Genomic DNA, 19173 nt, shown 5'->3' on the forward strand with positions numbered 1-19173 from the left:
CCTGCTGGCTGGGGTCGGTCATCCAGTTCAAGCCTTTAAGCCTTCAAGCCGTGTTCGGCCACCGGCGCGCCGGCAAAGATCAGGTTCACGTCGGCCGTGGCCAGGCGCCAGGCGCCCGGGGCGGCGCTGCGCAGCGCGCGCTGCACCAGGTCGGCACTGCTGAGGCGGTGCCAGTCCTCGGGCACGCGCTGGCCATTGGCCACGCCGAGGATCTTGAGGCGGTGGCGGATCAAGGTGTCCAGCACCGGCGCGAGCTTGACGGCCTCGTCGATCTTGGACAGCACCACGCCCTCGCAGGCGGCGGCCTTCCAGCCGGTGACGACGTCTTCAATCGTCTCGCCCTGCTGGGCCGCGTTCAGCACCAGCACTTTCTTGATGCGCGGGTGGGCCAGCATCTCCAGCAGCTCGTGGGTGCGGCTGTCGCGCTGGGCCATGCCTGCCGTGTCGATCAGCACCAGTTTCTTGTTGGCCAGCAGCTCCAGCAAGTCGTCGAGCGAGGCGCGGTCGTGCGCGGTGTGCACGGGCACGCCGAGGATGCGGCCATAGGCGCGCAGTTGCTCGTGGGCGCCAACGCGGTAGGCGTCGAGCGTGATCAGGCCGAGCTGGCTGGCGCCATGCTTGGTGGCGAAGTGTGCAGCCAGCTTGGCGGTGGTGGTGGTCTTGCCCACGCCGGTGGAGCCGATCAGCGCGAACACGCCGCCGCGGTCCTCCAGCGCGGGACCAGCTTCGTCGGTGAGGACATTGCGCACCAGCACATGCTGGGCCCAGGCTTGCTCGTCAGCCACCTCGCCGGGCGGGAACTCGCTGGGGCAGGCATCGGCCAGCTTGCGGGTGAGCGCGGGCGAGAAACCCAGCTCCAGCAGCTTTTGCGTCAGGCGCGCCTGCACGGGCTGGCGCTGCAGCTTCTCCATGAAGGCCAGGGAGTTGAAGCGCTCCTCGATCAAGCCGCGCACCTGGCGCAGCTCATTCATCATGTCGGGCGTGTCGCGCCGTGCGGGCAAGCCCGAGGCCTCCGCAGGCAGGGCCATATCGCTGAGCGTGGGGACGCTGCCTTGGAAGCGCGGCGTCTCGCGCTGGGTGGGGATGCGGATCTCGTCACGCAGCACCGGCAGGTGGCGGGGCGCGGCGCCACGGCGCGGCGCTTCAGCGGCTTGTGCAGTGGGAGCCTCTGGCTCGGCATTGCGCTTGCGGGGGGCCAGCGCGGCCATGGCGGCGGCGGCGCGGGCCTCGCGCTGGCGGCGCACTTCGTCGAGCGAGGCCACGGGCTTGGCGGCGGTCAGCAGCGGGGCGGCGTCCAGCGTGGGTTCCACCTGGCCGCGCAGCTCGGCATCGCGGCGGCGCAGCATGCGCTCGCGCACATAGTCCTGGAAGGACAGCGTGCTCATGGCGAGTTGCTCGACGTCGCGGCCCACGGTCTGGCGGCTGGCACTGGACGCACGGCGTTCCGGGGCGCTGGCGCGCTCGGAGAACGGTGCACGCGCTGCCGGGGTGGGCGTGGCGGGCGTGACGCGGGCGGCCTGCTCGATCTGGCCCAGGCCCTCGGGCGCCATGGCCATGATCTCGACGCCGCCGGGCACCGACTTGTTGGACAGGACCACGGCATCGGGCCCGAAAGCCTCCTTGACCTGGGCCAGCGCCTCGCGGGTGCTGCGGGCGGTGAACTTGCGCATGTTCATGCTGTACCTCCAATGATGGAGCCGATGCGGATGGTGTGGGTCTCAGGAATCTCGCTGTGGCCCAGCACCTTGAGGCGGGGCGCGGCACGCTTGAGCAGGCGTGCGATCGGGGCGCGGATCAGGTCGGGCACCAGCAGCGTGGCGGGCACGCCGCGGTCTTCTTGCGACTGGGCCGTTTCGGCCGCGCTGCGGGCCAGGGTGTCGGCCACGCCGGGGTCGAGTGCAGCGCCGTGCGGCGAGGTGAGCGCCTGGGTGACGAGGCGCTCCAGGTCGGGCTCGAGCGCGATCACGTCGAGCTCCTTCACGCTGCCGTAGATCTGCTGCACGATGGCTGGCGCGATGTGGGTGCGGATGCGCTTGGTCAGCTCCACCGGGTCGGTCACGGTGGGTGCGTACTCGGCCATGCATTCGATGATGGAGCGCATGTCGCGCACGTGCACGCCCTCCTCCAGCAGCAGCTGGAGCACGCGTTGCAGTGTGGCGATGCCGACCATCTTGGGAATCACGTCTTCGATGAGTTGCGGCGCCTGCTTGGTCAGGTGGTCCACCAGGGCCTGGGTTTCCACGCGGCCCAGCAGGCGTGCCGCGTGCACTTGCATCAAGTGTGAAAGGTGGGTGGCCACGACGGTCGAACAATCAACCACCGTGTAGCCGGCCATTTGGGCCATTTCGCGCTGGCGTTCTTCGATCCACACCGCCGGCAGGCCGAAGGCGGGGTCGGTGGTGGTGGTGCCTATGAGCTTTTGCGCGGCGTGGCCGGGGTTGATGGCGAGCCACATGCCCGGGTAGGCCTCGGCCTCGCCCACCACCGCGCCGCGCAGCAGGATGCGGTACTGGCTGGGACGCAGCTCCAGGTTGTCGCGGATATGCACCGGCGGCGGCAGGAAGCCCACCTCCTGCGCAAACTTGCGGCGCACGCCCTTGATGCGGCTGAGCAGGTCGCTCTCGCGCGTCTTGTCGACCAGGGCGATCAGGCGGTAGCCGACTTCGAGGCCCAGGGTGTCTACGGGCACGAGGTCGTCCCAGGTGGCCTCAGCCTGCGGCTCGGCCACGGGCATCAGCGGCTTGACGGCCTTGGCCGCCTCGGCCGCCTGCTCGCGCCGGCGCAGCCACCAGGCCATATAGCCCAGGCCCGAGGCGATCAGCAGGAAGACGAAGTGCGGCATGCCCGGGATCAGGCCCAGCATGCCCACCACGCCGGCCGTGATGGCCAGCGCCTTGGGCGAGCCGAAGACCTGGCGGCCGATCTGGCTGCCCACGTCCTTGTCCGAGCCCACGCGCGACACCACCATGGCGGCCGAGACCGAGATCAAGAGCGCCGGGATCTGCGCGACCAGCGCATCGCCCACGGCCAGCAGGATGTAGCTGTCAGCGGCCTGCGAGGCCGAGAGCCCGTGCTGGGCCACGCCGATGATGAAGCCGCCCACGATGTTGATGGCCAGGATCAGCATGCCGGCCACGGCGTCGCCACGCACGAACTTGCTGGCACCGTCCATGGAGCCGAAGAAGTCAGCTTCGTCGGAGAGCTCCGCACGGCGGCGCTTGGCCTCGGCTTCGTTGATGAGGCCGGCGTTCAGGTCGGCATCCACCGCCATCTGCTTGCCGGGCATGGCATCCAAGGTGAAGCGGGCGCCGACTTCGGCGATGCGCTCCGCACCCTTGGTCACCACGATGAAGTTGATGACCACGAGGATGGCGAACACGATCAAGCCGACCGCGAAGTTGCCGCCAATCAGGAAGTGGCCAAAGCTCTCGATCACCTTGCCCGCCGCCGCCGGGCCGGTGTGGCCCTGCAGCAGCACCACGCGCGTGGAGGCCACGTTGAGCGACAGGCGCATCAGGGTGGTCAGCAGCAGCACCACCGGGAAGGCTGCGAAGTCCAGCGCCCGCACCATGTTGGCGGCCACCATCATCACCATCACCGCCATCGCGATATTGAAGGTGAAGAGCAGGTCCAGCACCAGGGGCGGCAGGGGCAGCACCATCATGCCCAGCACCATCAGCACGCCAATGGGCGCGCCCAGGGCCGCGAACACGCCCGCGCGGGGGCCCAGCACGGATTGCAGCTTGGCCAGCATTTCGTTCATGCCTCAGCCTCCTCATCGCCAAGTTCGTCTGCGTCCGGCTTCCAGTCCGGGTCGTTGTGGGGGTCCAAGTTGGGCGGCACGTGCGGGTGCGGCTCCACCGGCAGCGCCATGCGTGCGCGCAGGGCAGCGCGCAGCTGGTAGACATAGGCCAGCACCTGGGCCACGGCGGCGAAGAGCGCGGCCGGGATCTCCTGGTCTAGCTTGGAGTGGGCGTAGAGCGCACGGGCCAGGGCCGGCTGCTGCAGCACCGGCACCTTGGCGTCCTTGGCGATGTCGCGGATCTTGAGCGCCAGCAGGTCGGCGCCCTTGGCCACCACGCGCGGCGCGGCCATCTTGCCGTCCTCGTACTTGAGCGCCACGGCGTAGTGGGTTGGGTTCATCACCACCAGGTCGGCCTGCGGCACGGCAGCCAGCATGCGGCGCTTGGCCATCTCGCGCATGCGCGCCCTGACCTTTTGCTTGATCTCGAGGTTGCCTTCCACCTCTTTCAATTCCTGCTTGGCCTCTTCGCGGCTCATGCGCAGGCGGCGCAGCCAGAGCTGGCGCTGCAAGGGCACGTCCACCACGGCAAACAACGCCAGGGCCAGCACCACCAGGGCGAGGCCCCCCACCAGTTGCTCGGCCGCATAGGCCAGCGCCGAGGGCAGCGGCACCGCCATGATGCTGACGTAGGACGCCAGGCGCTGCCGCAGCACATAGGCGCCGACGAGGCCCAGCACCAGGGCCAGCAAGGTGGCCTTGAGCGCCACCCCCAGGCCATGCGGGCTGAGCAGGCGCGCCAGGCCGGTCAGGGGGTTGAGGTGGGTGAACTTGGGCGCCAGGGGCTTGAGCGTCCAGTTCCACCCGCCCGAGCCCAGATGCCCGGCCACGGCCACCAGGGTCAGGGCCAGGCACAGCGGCCCGGCCACGCCCGCAAAGGCCAGGGTCAACTCCAGCAGCCGAGACTGCATGAAATCGGCCGCCGCGAGCTGGTGCCCATCAAAGCGCAGGCCATGGCGCATCAGGTCAAGCGTGGCGCCCAGCAGGCGCGGCCCGGCAAACCAGATCAGCGCACCACCCGCCCCAATCGCCGCGAAGTGCGGCAGATCGCGCGAACGCGGCAGCTGTCCTTCGGCCCGAGATCGTTCGATCTTCTTGGCCGAGGCTGGCAGGTGGCGGTCGTGAGCATCATGGTCGGCCATGCCCTCGATTGTTCGGAGGGGGGCCGAAAACTTGAGCGGGAAAAGGGGGGGAGTTGGGGGTCAGTTCTGGGGCGCTGTTCGCTGGGTTTTGTGGGTGTGGGCCTCGCCACACAACCACCCCAACAAAACCACCACCCACAAAAGCAAACGACCCGCCTAAGCGGGTCGTCCGTGCAGAGCAAACCAGAGACTCAGAAACCGAGACTGGCCAGCAAGTCGTCCACTTCGCCCTGGTCAGCCACCACGTCGGTGCGGCCTTCGGGGTTCACAACCGGGCCCTGCAGGATGCTCGGGTCCACCTTTTCGCGCTGCTCAGGCGGCACCACCTGCACGAGCAGTTTGACAAGGCTGTCTTCGAGGTCGTTCGCCAGCGTCACGACCTTGGCCACCACCTGGCCGGTGAGGTCATGGAAGTCCTGGGCCAACATGATGTCGGTCAGGTGCTGGTCGATGCGCGAGGTGCGGTCTTCAACTTCCTTGACGAAGTTGAGCACCGCGCCACTGGCCACGGCCTTGACCGGGTCGGCCACGATGGCGTCGGCCATGCGGCGGGTGGCGGCATTGATCTCGGCGTGATCCAGCTTGGCCTGGTCCACGGAGTTGAGCACCTTGTCGGCGGCGGCCGCCGTCTTGGTGGCGATGTAGCTGAGGCGGCTGCGCGCGTCCGGCAGGCCGTCGGTGGCCATCTGGAGCTTGGGCATGACGCCGAGCTGCTGCATGGTGTCGTGCAGCACACGGGTGATGGTGCCGAGTTGCTGGAAGACCTCGGGGGAGACCAGCAACGGGTCCATGCCCGAACTGAGTTTGGCCAACTGTTCCAAAGACATGTGGGGGCTCCCTCAGCTCAGGCCGCTGCCGCGAGCTTCTGCATGATCTTCTGGACTTTTTCTTCCAGGGTGGCTTTGGTGAAAGGCTTGACGATGTAGCCCGCCGCGCCTGACTGGGCGGCCTGCACGATGTCTTCCTTGCGCGCTTCGGCGGTCACCATCAGCACCGGCAGATGCTTGAGGCTGGCGTCGGCCTTGATGGCCGTGAGCAGTTGGAAGCCCGTCATATTGGGCATGTTGATGTCGCTGACGACAAAGTCGTACTTGCCGGCCTTGAGCATGTTGAGGGCCTCGACACCATCTTCGGCTTCTTCACAGTTGTTGTAGCCGATCTCTTTCAACAGACCCCGCACGATGCGGCGCATCGTGGAGAAATCGTCGACAACCAGAAACTTCATGTCAGCGCTCATGGTGATCCTCGCGTGGTGCTACTGCCGTGTTTCGCGTTCGCAGCGGTGCTGCTATTCATGATGCAGTCTAGGCGCTAGCGGCCGGCGCCCGACGCCGCAGACTGCGTCATTTTGCTCATGTCCGCTGCACTTGGCACGTCGTTGTCTTCCTCATCCGACGCCCCCTTGAGCACGGCGTCTTCGGCGTCCCGGTTCATCACGATGATGCTGATGCGCCGGTTGAGCGGGCTCTCGGGTTGCTTGGGGTCGAGCAGCTTGCTGGCGGCCAGGCCCTGCACGCGCAGCATGCGCTCCTCGGGCAGGCCGCCAAGCACCATTTCGCGGCGCGAGGCGTTGGCCCGGTCGGCCGACAGCTCCCAGTTGCTATAGCCCTTGTTGCCGCCCGGGAAGGGCTGGGCGTCGGTGTGGCCTTCCAGCGTCAAGCGGTTGGGCACCTCGGCCAGCACCTGGCCCAGCTCGCGCAGCAGGTCGCGCATATAGGGCTTCACCACGGCGCTGCCGCTGTCGAACATGGGGCGGTTGCCTTCATCCACGATCTGGATGCGCAGGCCTTCCTTGGTCATGTCGAGCTTGATCTGGCCGCCCAGCGCGGTGAGTTTGGGGTTGGCGGCAATCACGTCCTCGACCTTGGCCTTGAGCTGCTCCAGCCGCGCCTTCTCGGCCCGGCGTTGCTCTTCCTTCAGGGCCTTGAGGTTGTAGCTGCGCTTCTTGGCCTCGACCTCGCCGGTCTTGACCTGGCCGGTCTCGCGGGTGAGGTCCTTGCCGCCGCCCTTGACGACGCTGGACGCATCGCCCGCGCCGCTGCCACCCAGCATCGCCACCTTGAGGGGCGACTGGAAGTAATCGGCAATGCCCTTCTTGTCGCCCTCGGTCGTGGAGCCCAGCAGCCACATGAGCAGGAAGAAGGCCATCATGGCCGTCACGAAGTCAGCGTAGGCAATCTTCCAGGCCCCGCCATGCGCCGCATGCCCGCCCTTCTTGACGCGCTTGACGATGATTGGCTGGAGCTTTTTCGCGTCCCCAGCCATCTATCGCCCCCCCCCGTTGCGCCTGCGGCGCTCCCCCCCAGGGGGGCGCAGCCAGTCGCCCGGCAAAGCCGGTTCGACGGCTGCCGCTGGAAGGGCGCCGGCGGCTTGCGCCGCCTGGCTCGACAGCGGAGCCATGCTCATTTTTTCTTTACGAAGACTTCGAGCTCGGTGAAGCTGGGGCGGTCACCGGAGAAGAGCACCTTGCGGCCAAACTCGATGGCGACTTGCGGGGCGTAGCCCTGCATGCTGGCGAGCAAGGTGGTCTTGATGCACTGGAATTCCTTGCCGGCGTCCTCGACCTTTTGCTCCAGCAGGCCGGCCAGGGGCTCGGCGAAGGCGTAGGCCAGCAAGATGCCCAGGAAGGTGCCGACCAGGGCGGAGCCGATCATGCCGCCCAGCACGGCCGGGGGCTGGCCGACGGAGCCCATGGTGTTCACCACGCCCAGCACGGCGGCCACGATGCCGAAGGCAGGCAAGCCGCCGGCCAGGCGTTGCAGGGCGGCCACCGGGGCGTGGGCCTCGGCGTGGTGGGTGTCGATCTCGTTGTCCATCAGCGACTCGATCTCGTGGGCATTGAGGTTGCCCGAGACCATCATGCGCAGGTAGTCGGTGATGAATTCGGTGACGTGGTGGTCATTGCCCACCGTCGGGTATTTCTGGAAGACGGCGGAGGAGTGCGGGTCCTCGACGTCCTTTTCAATGGACATCAGGCCTTCCTTGCGCGCCTTTTGCAAGATGTCGTACATGAGCGCGAGCAGGTCCATGTAGCGGGCCTTGTTGTATTTGCTGCCCTTGAAGCACTGGCCCAGGCCGGCGGCCGTGGCCTTGACGACCTTCATCTGGTTGTTGGCCAGGAAGGCTCCAAGCGCCGCGCCAAAGATGGTGGTCATCTCGAACGGCAAGGCGTGCAGGATCACGGCGATGTTGCCACCGTGCGCGATGTACACGCCAAAGATGCAGGCCATGGCGACGGCCCAGCCGATGATGACAAACATGCTTGCGCGAGGGGTCGTAAGTGCTCGGACCAGTATGCAGCGGGGCAACCCGGGGCAGTGCAGGCAAATGACCGCGATTGCCGGTCATTTCTGACATCTCCCGGCGCTTCAGTCGCTACCGTCCCTGGGTGCGGTAGACCCAAACGGTCTGTCCGGTGCTGATTTGCCACTTCGCCCGCGGCGAGACGTCCGGGATCGCGAAATCAAGGCTCACGAGCCAGCTGCCGGGCGCCATTTGCGTTTGGGCTTTGCGCCAGGCGGGCGCCATCGATTCCGGGCGCTGGAAAAGGTAGACCAGTTGATAGGGCGCCCAGTCGAGCTGCCACATGTCCCCGGCGTGCACGCGGGCCGCCGGCACGCGCAGGCGCGACAACAGGCGCAGCGCCAGGCTGGACTCAATCCCCTCGACCGCCGCTCCCGGCAGGGCCCGGCACAGTTCCCGCAAGCCATCGCCCGCGCCGCTACCGGCATCGAGCACGCGGCTTGTGGGCGGCAACTGCAGGTGGGAGGCCAAGGGCTCCAGGCTGCCGGCGGGGGTGGGGAAGACGGGAGCGTCGCGCCAGGCCCGGCGTGGGTAGACGGCCCAGACCAGCAACAAGGGCAAGGCCCAGAGCCAGGCCGGCCAGTCGGCAGGCAAGCCCAGCGCGAGGGCCGAGACCGGGAAGCCCAAGGCCACGATGGCCCGGCGCCAGCGCGCGCGCTGCAGCATGGCCAGCAGCGCAGCCACCGCCAGGCCCACGGCCAAGGCGCCCCAGCCTGCCCAGCCCAAGTGGCCCGATAGCCAGACGGCGCCCCAGGCCAGCAACCAACTCAGCAGGGCCGACAGCGGCCAACGCAACACAGGCATGGTGTGCAGTGTCGGCCAGCGGGTAGCGGCCTCAATGCATCTGGATGGAACCCTGGGCCTTGCCCTTGCCGGCGCGGGCCGGCGGGTTGCACAGGCCGCAGACGAAGTGGCGGGCAATCTCGTGTGGGTGGGTCACGAAGTGGCCATTGCACTTGGAGCACTTGGTGAGCGTGAGCATGCCGTTGTCTACGAACTTGACCAGGCGCCAGGCGCGGGTGACCGAGAGCATGGCCTCCAGGCCCTGCACCGCCGTCTCTTCCTGATAGAGCTTGTAGGCCTTGATGACGGTGTCGATCTCGTCCAGCTCGGCAGCCTTGTTCAGGTACTCATGGATGTTGAGGAACAGGCTGGCGTGGATGTTCGGCTGCCAGGTCATGAACCAGTCGGTCGAGAACGGCAGCTGGCCCTTGGAGGGGGAGCGGCCCGAGACTTCCTTGTAGAGGCGCAGCAGGCGCTCGTAGGACAGGTCGGTCTCAGACTCCAGCACCTGCAGGCGCGCGCCGAGGTGGATGAGCTGCACGGCCCGTTCGATCTGCTTGGCTTCGGTGAGGATGCTCTTGACGCGCATGGTGGTCTCCAGGTTCCAGTGTTTGTGTTTGCGGGCAGCGCCGGGCCGCCCCAAGCCAGCTGTTCAGGTCAGGCGTGTTCGTGACGGCCGGCTATCAGGATGGACGCGTGCAGCCGGTTCACCGACTCGGCCGCTGCAGGCTTGCCATGGCTGGTCAGCAGACCCCAGACCAGGTCGTCGCTCATGCGGAAGGCACACAGCAGGGTGTTGCCACCGGCGATCTTCATGATCTGCGCGGGGCTGAGCGTGGCGATCAGCGTGGCCGTTTCCTCGTTGATGCCCAGGCGGTACAGCGCCTGCTCACGGTCGGTGCGGATCAGGTTCTGCGCCAGCATCAAGTAGGACAGATTGGCTTCGCGGATCTCAGAGAGCAGTTGGTCGGTGTTCATCGCGGGCTCCAGTGTTTGGGATCGGTGGCTGCTGATCGATTCAGCGTGGAGCGGATTCTGAAAACGCGAGATGCCGGTGAATATCAGCCCACTTCCGTACCGCGCGTCCTGCAACTTCCGACCGGCCTGTCAGGCAAAGTCCTACAGCGATGTCGGCGGGCGGACCCGAGATTCCCGAGGCCCGCCTGCTGCACCCAGGCCCCCAAAAGCAAAGACCCCGCCGAGGCGGGGTCTGCAAGAAATTTGGGGGTGCTGATCAGGCAGCCGCGCGGTCAGTGCCTTGCAGGGTCTGCAAACGCGCCAGCTCGGCCTGGGCCACGGCCAGCAGCTCCGGAGCCTCGGTCTGCAGGCTGTCGCGGCCACGGCCGGTGGTCAGCTCAGTCAGCACGCCCAGGGCGCGGTCCACCTCGCCCTTGCCCGAGAGCGCAAAGCCCAGCGCGTAGAGGCTGGGCCCGTGCAGCGGGCAAACCTGCAGCGCCTGCTCGGCATAGGCGGCGGCGTGGTCCAGCTTGCCGGCGGACAGCAGCAGCGCGGCCATGTCCGACAGCAGGTCATGGCTCATGGGTTCGGATTCCAGCGCGTCCAGCAGCACCCCCAGCCCATGCCCGACACGGCCTTGCGCCGCTTCGGCGTAGGCGGCGTTGCGGGCCCGGGCCAGCAGGGCCTTGGATTCGCTTTTGGGGGCGGCACCCGGTGTGGCAGACACGGCGAGGCGTGCCGCATCGGACGGACGGTGGGCAGCGCGCATGGCGGCAGGGGCTCGCATAGTGACTCTCCAAACCGGCGCAGGTTCTCGGCCGGATTGCGGAGAACTTTAGGCAGCACCCCCCGCCTTCAAAGCTTTGAAAAGCGCGGCTGCCCGCCCTTTACTCGCCGCCTGTGCCTCCAGCCAGCGGCCGAAAACCAAGAGGCACAGGGCGGGCTGCTTCAGCCCCAATTCGTCGCCTCCCCGCCCTGGCGCTTCCTGCTTCAGACCTGTTCAGAACCTTTCACACCGGCCCCAACCCCATGGGGCGCTTCCTTTCACTGCTTCAACTCAAGACCAGACCTCTCAACGCTCAGCCCCGATAGCCCCACCACCAGCCCTGTCGTCCCGTGACATCCATCACACCGTTCGCTTCCTTCCCGGTGTGAGCGTGGATAGACCAAACAGGGCCTTGGAGGCGGCGCTTATCAAAAGATCACACCTCTTGACACGAACGGCTCAAGTTCCCGCTTGCGCCGTCCGATAGCCATCCCATCGAAGCTGAAAACGGCTTCGTGGTCCGGCTAGACGGCCGAGGTGGCACCCCGCACAGCATCTGCGCGGGGGTGGGGCTTCAGCGGTTGACTGGCGTCGGGCAAGCACGGGTGCCAAACCCGGGCACCTGGTCTGCGTCCGGCACTTTCGCCGGGAGTCTTGAAGCACGAAAGGAAGCGCATCATGGCCGCCATCATCAATACCAACCTGTTGTCGCTGAATGCACAGCGCAACACCTCGGGTTCTCAGAACTCGCTGGCAACTTCCCTGCAACGCCTGTCCTCAGGCCTGCGCGTCAACTCCGCCAAGGATGACGCCGCCGGCCTGGCGATCGCCGAACGCCTGAACGCCCAGGTGCGCGGTGGCAATGTCGCCATCCGAAATGCCAATGACGGCATCTCGCTGGCGCAAACCGCTGAAGGCGCTCTCGCCAAGGTGTCTGACTCGCTGCAGCGCATGCGCGAGCTGGCAGTGCAAGCCCGCAACGCCACCAACACCAACGCCGACAAGGACTCGCTCGACAAGGAATTCGGCGAACTGGCCAAGGAAATCCAGCGCGTTCTGGGCGGCACGACCTTCAACGGCCGCGCCATCCTCGCGACCAGCGCTGCCGGCACCCAGACCTTCCAGGTCGGCGCCAACACCACCACGAACGACCGCATCGACGTCACCACGACCGACATGACGGCCGACGCCAGCATCATCGCGGTGGCCGGCACGGACAACACCGGTGCAGGCCGTGCCGTGATCGACAACACCGCCGCTGGTGCCACCATCGACACGGTGCTCGCCAACGTCGACACGGCGATCAACAAGGTCAGCTCCGAGCGCGCGACCTTGGGCGCCTCGCAAAACCGTTTCGACCAGGTGATCAGCAACCTGCAAATCTCGGTGGAGAACCAGTCCGCCGCGCGCAGCCGCATCACCGATGCCGACTTCGCGATCGAGACCGCCAACCTCTCCCGTGCGAACATCCTCCAGCAAGCAGGCAACGCGATGATCGCGCAAGCGAATCAGATCCCATCGCAAGTCCTGTCCTTGCTTCGATGACGCCGGGCCAGCCTCGCTGGCCCTGAGCGAACCGCCCGCAAGTACGGCGGTCGCACTCACCCCTCCAGCTCAAGCCCCTTGATGGCCACCTGCCGCCGCGGGTGGTCCTTCTACGCGCCAAATAATTCACTCAAGTCAATCCAGCACTCGACGATAACCAGTCCAACGGGTTCGCGATTCATTCGAGGACTACGTGGTCTGGTTGGTCGTGCTTGGTCTTTTGGGCCCGGCACCGGCTCTCCAGGCGAATCGCAACTGTCCCGACCCAGATCGCCCCGGAACCGATCGTCAACGAAAGGATTGAGTCATGGCCCAGATCATCAACACCAACATCACGTCGTTGAACTCCCAACGCAACACGGCGATGTCGCAAAACTCGCTTGCCATTGCAATGCAGCGACTGTCCTCCGGCATGCGCGTCAACTCCGCCAAGGACGACGCCGCCGGCCTGGCGATCGCCGAGCGCATGAACGCCCAGGTGCGCGGCATGAACGTCGCCATCCGCAACAGCAACGACGGCATCTCGCTGGCGCAAACCGCTGAAGGCGCTCTGGCCAAGGTGGGCGACGCGATGCAGCGCATGCGTGAACTCGCGGTGCAGGCCCGCAACGCCACCAACACCAATGCCGACAAGGACTCCCTCGACAAGGAGTTCGGCGAGCTGGCCAAGGAAATCCAGCGCGTCATCGGCGGCACGACCTTCAACGGCATCGCCATTCTTGGTACGTCGGCGGGCACTCAGACCTTCCAGGTCGGCGCCAACACCACGACCAATGACCGCATCGACGTCACCACGACCGACATGACGGCCGACCCCTTGATCACCACCGTGGCCGGCACCGACAACACCGGCGCCGGACGTGCCGTGATCGACAACACCGCCGTCGGTGCCACCATCGACACGGTGATTGCCAACATCGACATCGCCATCGACAAGGTCAACAGCCAGCGCGCCACCCTGGGTGCCTCGCAGAACCGCTTCGAGGCCGTGATCTCCAACCTGCAGGTCTCGGTCGAGAACCAGGCCGCTGCACGCAGCCGCATCATGGATGCCGACTTCGCGGTCGAAACGGCCAACCTGAGTCGCGCCCAGATCCTGCAACAGGCTGGCAACACCATGGTGGCCCAGGCCAACCAGTTGCCCCAGCAGGTGCTGACGCTGCTGCGCGGCGGCTGATCGAGAGGCCCACCGCACGGGGCGGTTGGCAACTCCAAGACCACGGCGCCGTATTGGCCGTGGTTTTGCCTGTTCTTCGGCCTTTAGGCCTGGGAAACGCACTCGCAGAATTCGATCACACGGATTCGCTCCAACTTTGAAGGGGCTGAATCCGGTGTCGAACTCAGGAGTGCGTCATGCCCCAGACCATCAACACCAATCTCAATTCGCTCAACGCACAACGCAATCTGAACGCGTCCCAGGGCTCCCTGGCCGTTTCGATGCAGCGCTTGTCGTCGGGCTTGCGCGTCAACTCCGCCAAGGACGATGCCGCCGGCCTCGCGATTGCGGAGCGGATGAACACCCAGGTGCGCGGCATGAACGTCGCCATCCGAAACGCCAACGACGGCATCTCGCTCTCGCAGACCGCTGAAGGCGCGCTGGGCAAGGTGGCCGACAACCTGCAGCGAATGCGGGAACTGGCGGTGCAGGCGCGCAACGCCACGAACAGCAACTCCGACAAGGACTCGCTGAACAAGGAGTTCGACCAGCTCGGGCAGGAAATCTGGCGGATCGTCAACGCCACGACCTTCAACGGCAAGCCGATCCTGGCAGACGTCTCGGGTGTGGCCCAGACCTTCCAGATCGGTGCCAACACCTCGACGAACGACTCGATCTCGATCGCGGCGCTGGACCTGACGGCCAATGCCGACATCGTCGCCATCCTGGGTGCGGGCACCTCGCCCTTCCCGGCCCTGATCGACAACACCGCCGACTTTGCGACCGTAGGCACGGTGATTGACAACATCGACACCGCGCTCAACACCATCAGCAACACCCGCGCGACCTACGGTGCCATCCAGTCCCGCTTCGACGCCGTGATCGCCAATCTGCAGATCTCGGTCGAAAACCAGACCGCCGCCCGCAGCCGCATCATGGACGCCGACTTCGCGCAAGAAACCGCCATGATGAGCCGCGCCTCCATCCTGCAGCAGGCCGGCAATGCGATGGTGGCCCAGGCCAACCAGCTGCCTCAGCAGGTGCTTGCGCTGCTGCAACGCTAAATATTTCTCGCTCGGGACCTAAAGTTCCGCTCGACATGGCCGATTCCCCCAGGGACGATCGGCCTTTTGCCTTTTGACCGTCGCGATAGCCATGGCCACGATTTCTTCAGCAGGTATTGGATCCGGACTCGATGTCGAGAGCCTGGTGGCCAAGCTCGTCGCTGTCGAACGCACCCCCATCACTCAGATCGCCAAGCGCACCGACGGGCTCAAGACCGAGCTGTCCACCTACGGCAAGGTGCAAAGCGCGCTGTCTTCACTGCGTGACGCGGCAGCCAAGCTGACCCGGCCCGACACCTGGGGCGGCACGCAAGCCACCTCGTCCGACAGCTCAGCCGTCACCGCTACCGTCGGCGCCGGCGCGGCGGTGGGCAATGTGTCCGTCCAGGTGAACCAACTGGCCACCGCCCAGACCCTGGCCAGCACCACCTACGCCAGCTCCACCAGCACGCTGACGGCCGGCACATTGACCATCCAGCTCGGCACCCACAGCACCGATGTGGACGGCAACCCCACCTTCACCGCCAAGGCCGGCAGCACCGCCGTCAACATCGACGTGGCCGACGGCGACACGCTGAACACCCTGCGCGACCGCATCAATGCCGCCAGCGCCGGCGTCACCGCCTCCATCGTCAACGACAGCACCGGCGCCCGCCTGGTGCTGCGCTCCACCGACACCGGCGAGAGCAATGGCTTTGTCGCCAGCGGCAGCGGCGGTGTGTCCAACCTCTCCTACGACCCGGTGAACGGCGTCGCCGCCATGGTGCAGACCTTGCCGGCCGCCAATGCACGCGCCATCCTCAACGGCATCGACATCAGCAGCGAGTCCAACACGCTCAAGTCGGCCATTGACGGGCTCAACATCACCCTGCTCAAGACGACGACCTTCCCGCCCGTCATCAGCATCGGGCAGGACAAGGACGCCATCAAGAAGGCCATCGCCGAGTTCACCGCCGCCTACAACGCCGTCAACGCCCTGCTGCGTGACCAGACCAAGTACGACGCCGGCAGCAAGACTGCGGGCGCCTTGCAAGGCGACTCCACGGCCATCGGCCTGCAGGCCAGCCTGCGCAGCATCGCCGGCGGCACCACCAGCCTGGGTGGCAGCATCAACCGCCTGACCCAGATCGGCATCGAGCCTGGCAGCGATGGCAACCTGACTACCTCGGACACCAAGCTGAACACCGCGATGGGCGACCTCGACAGCCTCAAGAAGCTGTTCATGGGGCTGGACAGCGGCGGCAATTCGTCCAACGACGGCTTTGCCCAGCGCATCCGCAGCTATGTGGACGGCGCCCTCAGCTCCAACGGCCGTGTCGCCGCCCGGCAGGCCGGCATCCAGAAGCAGATCAGCAGCAACGACAAGCGCACCGCCTCGCTGGAAGACCACGTCGCCCAGACCGAGGCGCGCATCCGCGCCCAGTACAACGCGCTGGACGTGCAGATGAGCAAGCTCAACGGCTTGTCCAACTACGTCACCACCCAGCTCGCCCAGCTCAACAAGAGCGGCTGAACGGCTGCGCGCCACGACGCCGGAGGTCACCTGCTCCGGCAGGCTGTCAGCCCCCGGGAGCCGCCCGGTGGCAGCGCAAGATGCGGAATAGTCGGAAGAATCCGGCGCTCCAATGCTGCTGTGGGTCCTCAAGTTCCCCCGCCGGCAGGCCGAAAACGGCTCAAGACCTCTTGGAGCCCGCAGCATGTACGGCAATCTCTCCTCCCCATTCGCCGCCCGCAACCAGCGGGCCAGCATGTACACCAAGGTCGGGCTGGAGACAGACGTCCAGGGCGCCAGCCCGCACCGCCTGGTCGCCCTCCTCTTTGATGGCCTGTTCGACGCCATGAGCCAGGCCAGCGCCGCCATCGCGGCCAACAACGTCGAGCTGAAAGGCCGCGCGCTCACCCGCGCCGTGCGCATCCTCGACGAAGGCCTCAAGGCCGGGCTCAACCCGGCCGGGGGCGAGCTGTCGGAGCAACTCCGCCAGCTCTACATCTACACCAGCATGCGCCTCACGCAAGCCAACCTGCACAGCGACCTCGACGCCATTGCCGAGTGCCAGCGCGTGTTGACTCCTGTGCGTGAGGCCTGGAACTCGATCGGCAGCCACCCTGTGGTCCGTGGCGCCGCCCAGGGGGAGCCGGTGGCGGCCTGAAGGCCCGCCCCTGCTCCCGCCCCACCCGTTATCGGCCGACTCCTGAACAGACCGAAGACATGACCACCGATCTCCTGACCTACTACGAAGCCATCGAGCAGGCCAGCGCCGACATGCTGAATGCGGCCCGCACCGGCAACTGGGACGAAGTCGTCAAGCTGGAAGGCGCTTGCGTCCTCTTGATCTCGCAGCTCAAGCAGGCAGCACACCAGCAGGCCCTGGCCCCCGACGACGCCCGCCGCAAGACGCGCATCATGCAGCGCATCCTGCTCAACGACGCTGAGATCCGCAACCTCGCCGAGCCCTGGATCGACGACCTCGGCCACCTGATCGGCACCAGCGCCACCGTCGTGCACTGAGCCGCCGCAGCGCCTCGGGGCGCCACCGTCATGCACCGATGCATGGCATTTGCACGCCCTTCGCCGCCCTCTTGCCCAAGCATGACGCGCAGCCCGCAGCTAGGATGCCGGGCATGTCGCAGCCGCTTTCCGTCGAATCGCACGCGCCCGAGGAGCTCCGGGTCGTCTCGGCCCACGAGATCCACGGCTATCTGCTTGAAATGAGCCGCGAGCAGTCCCGCGTGCTGCTCAGCAGCCCCGACGGCTTTGCGCTGCAAACCCGCATCTGCGCCTTCAGCCCCGAGGCCGACCTGCTCGGCTTCGAGATCGGCATCGACCCCGACGGGCAGTCCGAGCAACTGGTGCGTGACGGCGAGATCACCGGCGTGGCCTTCATCGGCTCGGTCAAGCTGCAGTTCGAGCTGGAGTCGCCCGTCATCGTGCTGGGCGAGCACGGCGCCGTGCTGCGCAGCGCGCTGCCCACGCGGCTCTACCGCTTCCAGCGCCGCCAGGCCTTCCGGGTGCAACCGCTCAGCTCGGCCTACCCGCGCGTGCTCTGGCCGCAAAAGGACGGCTCCCAGGCTGCCGCGCGCGTCTGCGACGTCAGCGTGGGCGGCGTGGGCCTGCAACTGCTGCCCGACCATGAGCTGGGCGGCGTCGGCGAGTTGCGCGACGCGCTGACGCTCGAACTCGACCGCACCACCCAGTTGCCCATCCAGCTGTGCGTCCAGCACATCGAACTCGGCCACCTTGACGGCCAGCCCCACCGCCACGTTGGCTGCGCGTTCACCGAGCTCGACCCCGCCGTGGCCCGCGCGCTCCAGGTCTACGTGGATCAAACCCAAAAGCGCCGCCGCTTGCTGCGCGTCGAGCCGTGAAGCTGCGCTGGCGCGGCTTCACGCTGCTGGAGGCCGTGTTCACCGTGGCCATCATCGGCATCCTCGCCGCAGCGGCCGTGCCCAGCTACGCCAACTACCTGGCGCGCCAGCGCCTGCGCCATGTGGCCGAGCTGCTGGAGCTGGACCTGCGCCGTGCGCGCGAGGCCAGCGTCAACCGCGGGCAGAGCACCTACGTCAGCATCCAGAGCGGGCGTGACTGGTGCTGGGGCACCAGCTACCAACAGCCCTGCAACTGCGCCACCGGCACGCCACGCTGCGAGGTGGGCGGCATCGTCAGCCGTGAGTACAAGGGCACCTTGCTGCAGGCCGGCCAAACGGCCACCTTCCAAGGCGGGCTGGGCCAGGCCGTGGGCTGGACCAAGATCGGCCTGTCCAACGACCGCAACCACCAGATCTTCATCGACCTGAACCCGTTGGGCCGCCCCGCCCTGTGCGGGCCGGATGCGCCGCGCCATTCCGTCTGCAAGTAGCGCGGGGCAAAAAATTTACGCGGCCCGCGAACCGATTTCAAAACCCCAGCCCTCTTAGCCAGTGAGCGCGATGTGCGCTTGCCGCTTTGAAGGAATGCCATGTTCTACAAAAAGAACCTGCCGGGCTGGGAACGCGCGCTGCGTGTCGCGGCTGGTGTCGGGATGGTCGGCTTTGGCCTGTTCGGCGGGCTGCCGGACGCGGTGATCGGCTATGCAATAGCCGGCACCGGCGTGATCGCACTGCTGACGGGCTTTGTCGGCTTCTGCCCGATGTGCGCGATGGCCGGACGCAAGCTGGACCGGTGAGCGGCGGGAGCCCGGCGCCCCACGCCGGCTAAGGTTCAAGCACGAACTGCCCCACAGGTGATCGGCCCGGCGAGGGCGGATCAGACCTGCATGTTCATGATCTCGGAGTAGGCCGAGACCAGGCGGTTGCGCACCTGCAGCGCGGCCTGGAAGCCGATCTGGGCCTTTTGCATCGACACCATGGTCTCTTCGAGGCTGACGGTGGGGTTGTCCAGCTGCACTTCGCGCTGCAAGCGCGAGGCTTCGTTCTGCTGTGCGCTCACGCTCTTGAGCGCCTGCGTCATCGCGTCGCCAAAGCTCGGCGCCTTCACCTCGGGCTTGGGCGCCACTGGGGAGCCGAGCGGTTGTCCCGCAGGCGTGAGGCCCGCGCGGGCCACGGCCTCGGCGAAGTTGAAGGGGCGCAATTGGACTTGCATGGGGCGACAGCTTAAGCACGCGCCAACGCCGCCAAGGTGGGAGATGGGGCGCCCTTATCGGCCTGTTCTGCCCATT

Annotated in this window: 21 protein-coding genes; 9 read left to right on the forward strand and 12 right to left on the reverse strand. The window is 66.7% G+C overall.

Annotated elements, in window-relative coordinates:
* Nucleotides 1-35: 35 nt before the first annotated feature.
* The 11 genes from flhF to ABDJ85_RS07400 form a co-directional block, all read right to left on the reverse strand.
* Nucleotides 36-1676 (reverse strand): flagellar biosynthesis GTPase FlhF, encoded by a 1641-nt coding sequence (gene flhF / locus ABDJ85_RS07350; protein ID WP_347704120.1) that lies wholly within the window; start codon nucleotides 1674-1676, stop codon nucleotides 36-38.
* On the reverse strand, nucleotides 1673-3763 hold the full coding sequence (gene flhA / locus ABDJ85_RS07355) for a flagellar biosynthesis protein FlhA (RefSeq protein WP_430765521.1): 2091 nt from the start codon (nucleotides 3761-3763) through the stop codon (nucleotides 1673-1675). The genes flhF and flhA overlap by 4 nt, the downstream gene beginning before the upstream one ends.
* The gene (locus ABDJ85_RS07360) at nucleotides 3760-4944 is read right to left on the reverse strand and encodes an EscU/YscU/HrcU family type III secretion system export apparatus switch protein (protein WP_347704121.1); all 1185 of its coding nucleotides are present in this window, start codon (nucleotides 4942-4944) and stop codon (nucleotides 3760-3762) included. Before ABDJ85_RS07360 ends, flhA begins: the two co-directional genes overlap by 4 nt.
* Nucleotides 4945-5135: 191 nt before the next feature.
* A complete protein-coding gene (locus ABDJ85_RS07365; RefSeq protein WP_347704122.1) occupies nucleotides 5136-5771 on the reverse strand; it encodes a protein phosphatase CheZ in 636 nt (211 codons plus the stop codon).
* A gap of 17 nt (nucleotides 5772-5788) precedes the next feature.
* Complete coding sequence (gene cheY, locus ABDJ85_RS07370; RefSeq protein WP_347704123.1) at nucleotides 5789-6181, reverse strand: chemotaxis response regulator CheY; 393 nt, start codon at nucleotides 6179-6181, stop codon at nucleotides 5789-5791.
* A gap of 74 nt (nucleotides 6182-6255) precedes the next feature.
* Nucleotides 6256-7209 carry a flagellar motor protein MotB gene (gene motB / locus ABDJ85_RS07375; protein ID WP_347704124.1) on the reverse strand — a complete coding sequence of 318 codons (954 nt, stop codon included), beginning with the start codon at nucleotides 7207-7209 and terminating at the stop codon, nucleotides 6256-6258.
* A 137-nt stretch (nucleotides 7210-7346) separates the two neighbouring features.
* Nucleotides 7347-8204, reverse strand: coding sequence for a flagellar motor stator protein MotA (gene motA, locus ABDJ85_RS07380; protein ID WP_347704125.1), 858 nt, complete (start codon nucleotides 8202-8204; stop codon nucleotides 7347-7349).
* Nucleotides 8205-8319: 115 nt separating this feature from the next.
* Nucleotides 8320-9051: a class I SAM-dependent methyltransferase gene (locus tag ABDJ85_RS07385; protein WP_347704126.1), complete on the reverse strand. Its 732-nt coding sequence runs from the start codon at nucleotides 9049-9051 to the stop codon at nucleotides 8320-8322.
* A gap of 31 nt (nucleotides 9052-9082) precedes the next feature.
* Nucleotides 9083-9619, reverse strand: a complete 537-nt coding sequence (gene flhC / locus ABDJ85_RS07390; RefSeq protein WP_347704127.1) for a flagellar transcriptional regulator FlhC — start codon at nucleotides 9617-9619, stop codon at nucleotides 9083-9085.
* Nucleotides 9620-9687: 68 nt separating this feature from the next.
* Complete coding sequence (flhD, locus tag ABDJ85_RS07395) at nucleotides 9688-10008, reverse strand: flagellar transcriptional regulator FlhD (RefSeq protein WP_347704128.1); 321 nt, start codon at nucleotides 10006-10008, stop codon at nucleotides 9688-9690.
* Nucleotides 10009-10264: 256 nt separating this feature from the next.
* Entirely contained in the window at nucleotides 10265-10774 is a 510-nt protein-coding gene (locus ABDJ85_RS07400) for a hypothetical protein (RefSeq protein ID WP_347704129.1), read from the reverse strand.
* A 657-nt stretch (nucleotides 10775-11431) separates the two neighbouring features.
* Between ABDJ85_RS07400 and ABDJ85_RS07405 the strand changes: the two genes are divergently transcribed.
* The 9 genes from ABDJ85_RS07405 to ABDJ85_RS07445 all read left to right on the forward strand — a co-directional run bounded on the left by ABDJ85_RS07405 (nucleotide 11432) and on the right by ABDJ85_RS07445 (nucleotide 18681).
* A complete protein-coding gene (locus ABDJ85_RS07405) occupies nucleotides 11432-12298 on the forward strand; it encodes a flagellin N-terminal helical domain-containing protein (RefSeq protein WP_347704130.1) in 867 nt (288 codons plus the stop codon).
* 307 nt (nucleotides 12299-12605) lie between these two features.
* Complete coding sequence (locus ABDJ85_RS07410; protein ID WP_347704131.1) at nucleotides 12606-13475, forward strand: flagellin N-terminal helical domain-containing protein; 870 nt, start codon at nucleotides 12606-12608, stop codon at nucleotides 13473-13475.
* Between the two features lie 176 nt (nucleotides 13476-13651).
* Nucleotides 13652-14518: a flagellin N-terminal helical domain-containing protein gene (locus ABDJ85_RS07415; RefSeq protein WP_347704132.1), complete on the forward strand. Its 867-nt coding sequence runs from the start codon at nucleotides 13652-13654 to the stop codon at nucleotides 14516-14518.
* A 91-nt stretch (nucleotides 14519-14609) separates the two neighbouring features.
* Nucleotides 14610-16031, forward strand: a complete 1422-nt coding sequence (gene fliD / locus ABDJ85_RS07420; protein ID WP_347704133.1) for a flagellar filament capping protein FliD — start codon at nucleotides 14610-14612, stop codon at nucleotides 16029-16031.
* A gap of 184 nt (nucleotides 16032-16215) precedes the next feature.
* Entirely contained in the window at nucleotides 16216-16668 is a 453-nt protein-coding gene (gene fliS, locus ABDJ85_RS07425; protein WP_347704134.1) for a flagellar export chaperone FliS, read from the forward strand.
* Between the two features lie 59 nt (nucleotides 16669-16727).
* The gene (locus tag ABDJ85_RS07430) at nucleotides 16728-17027 is read left to right on the forward strand and encodes a flagellar protein FliT (protein ID WP_347704135.1); all 300 of its coding nucleotides are present in this window, start codon (nucleotides 16728-16730) and stop codon (nucleotides 17025-17027) included.
* A 113-nt stretch (nucleotides 17028-17140) separates the two neighbouring features.
* Complete coding sequence (locus tag ABDJ85_RS07435; protein ID WP_347704136.1) at nucleotides 17141-17884, forward strand: flagellar brake protein; 744 nt, start codon at nucleotides 17141-17143, stop codon at nucleotides 17882-17884.
* On the forward strand, nucleotides 17881-18375 hold the full coding sequence (locus ABDJ85_RS07440) for a pilus assembly FimT family protein (RefSeq protein WP_347704137.1): 495 nt from the start codon (nucleotides 17881-17883) through the stop codon (nucleotides 18373-18375). The genes ABDJ85_RS07435 and ABDJ85_RS07440 overlap by 4 nt, the downstream gene beginning before the upstream one ends.
* Before the next feature lie 99 nt (nucleotides 18376-18474).
* Nucleotides 18475-18681, forward strand: a complete 207-nt coding sequence (locus ABDJ85_RS07445) for a YgaP family membrane protein (protein WP_347704138.1) — start codon at nucleotides 18475-18477, stop codon at nucleotides 18679-18681.
* 80 nt (nucleotides 18682-18761) lie between these two features.
* Here ABDJ85_RS07445 and fliE read toward each other — a convergent pair whose 3' ends face one another.
* Nucleotides 18762-19097, reverse strand: a complete 336-nt coding sequence (fliE, locus tag ABDJ85_RS07450) for a flagellar hook-basal body complex protein FliE (protein ID WP_347704139.1) — start codon at nucleotides 19095-19097, stop codon at nucleotides 18762-18764.
* Between the last annotated feature and the right edge of the window lie 76 nt (nucleotides 19098-19173).

It is taken from the genome of Roseateles paludis (genome assembly GCF_039872745.1).
GTDB classification, from domain to species: Bacteria; Pseudomonadota; Gammaproteobacteria; order Burkholderiales; family Burkholderiaceae_C; genus Pelomonas; species Pelomonas paludis.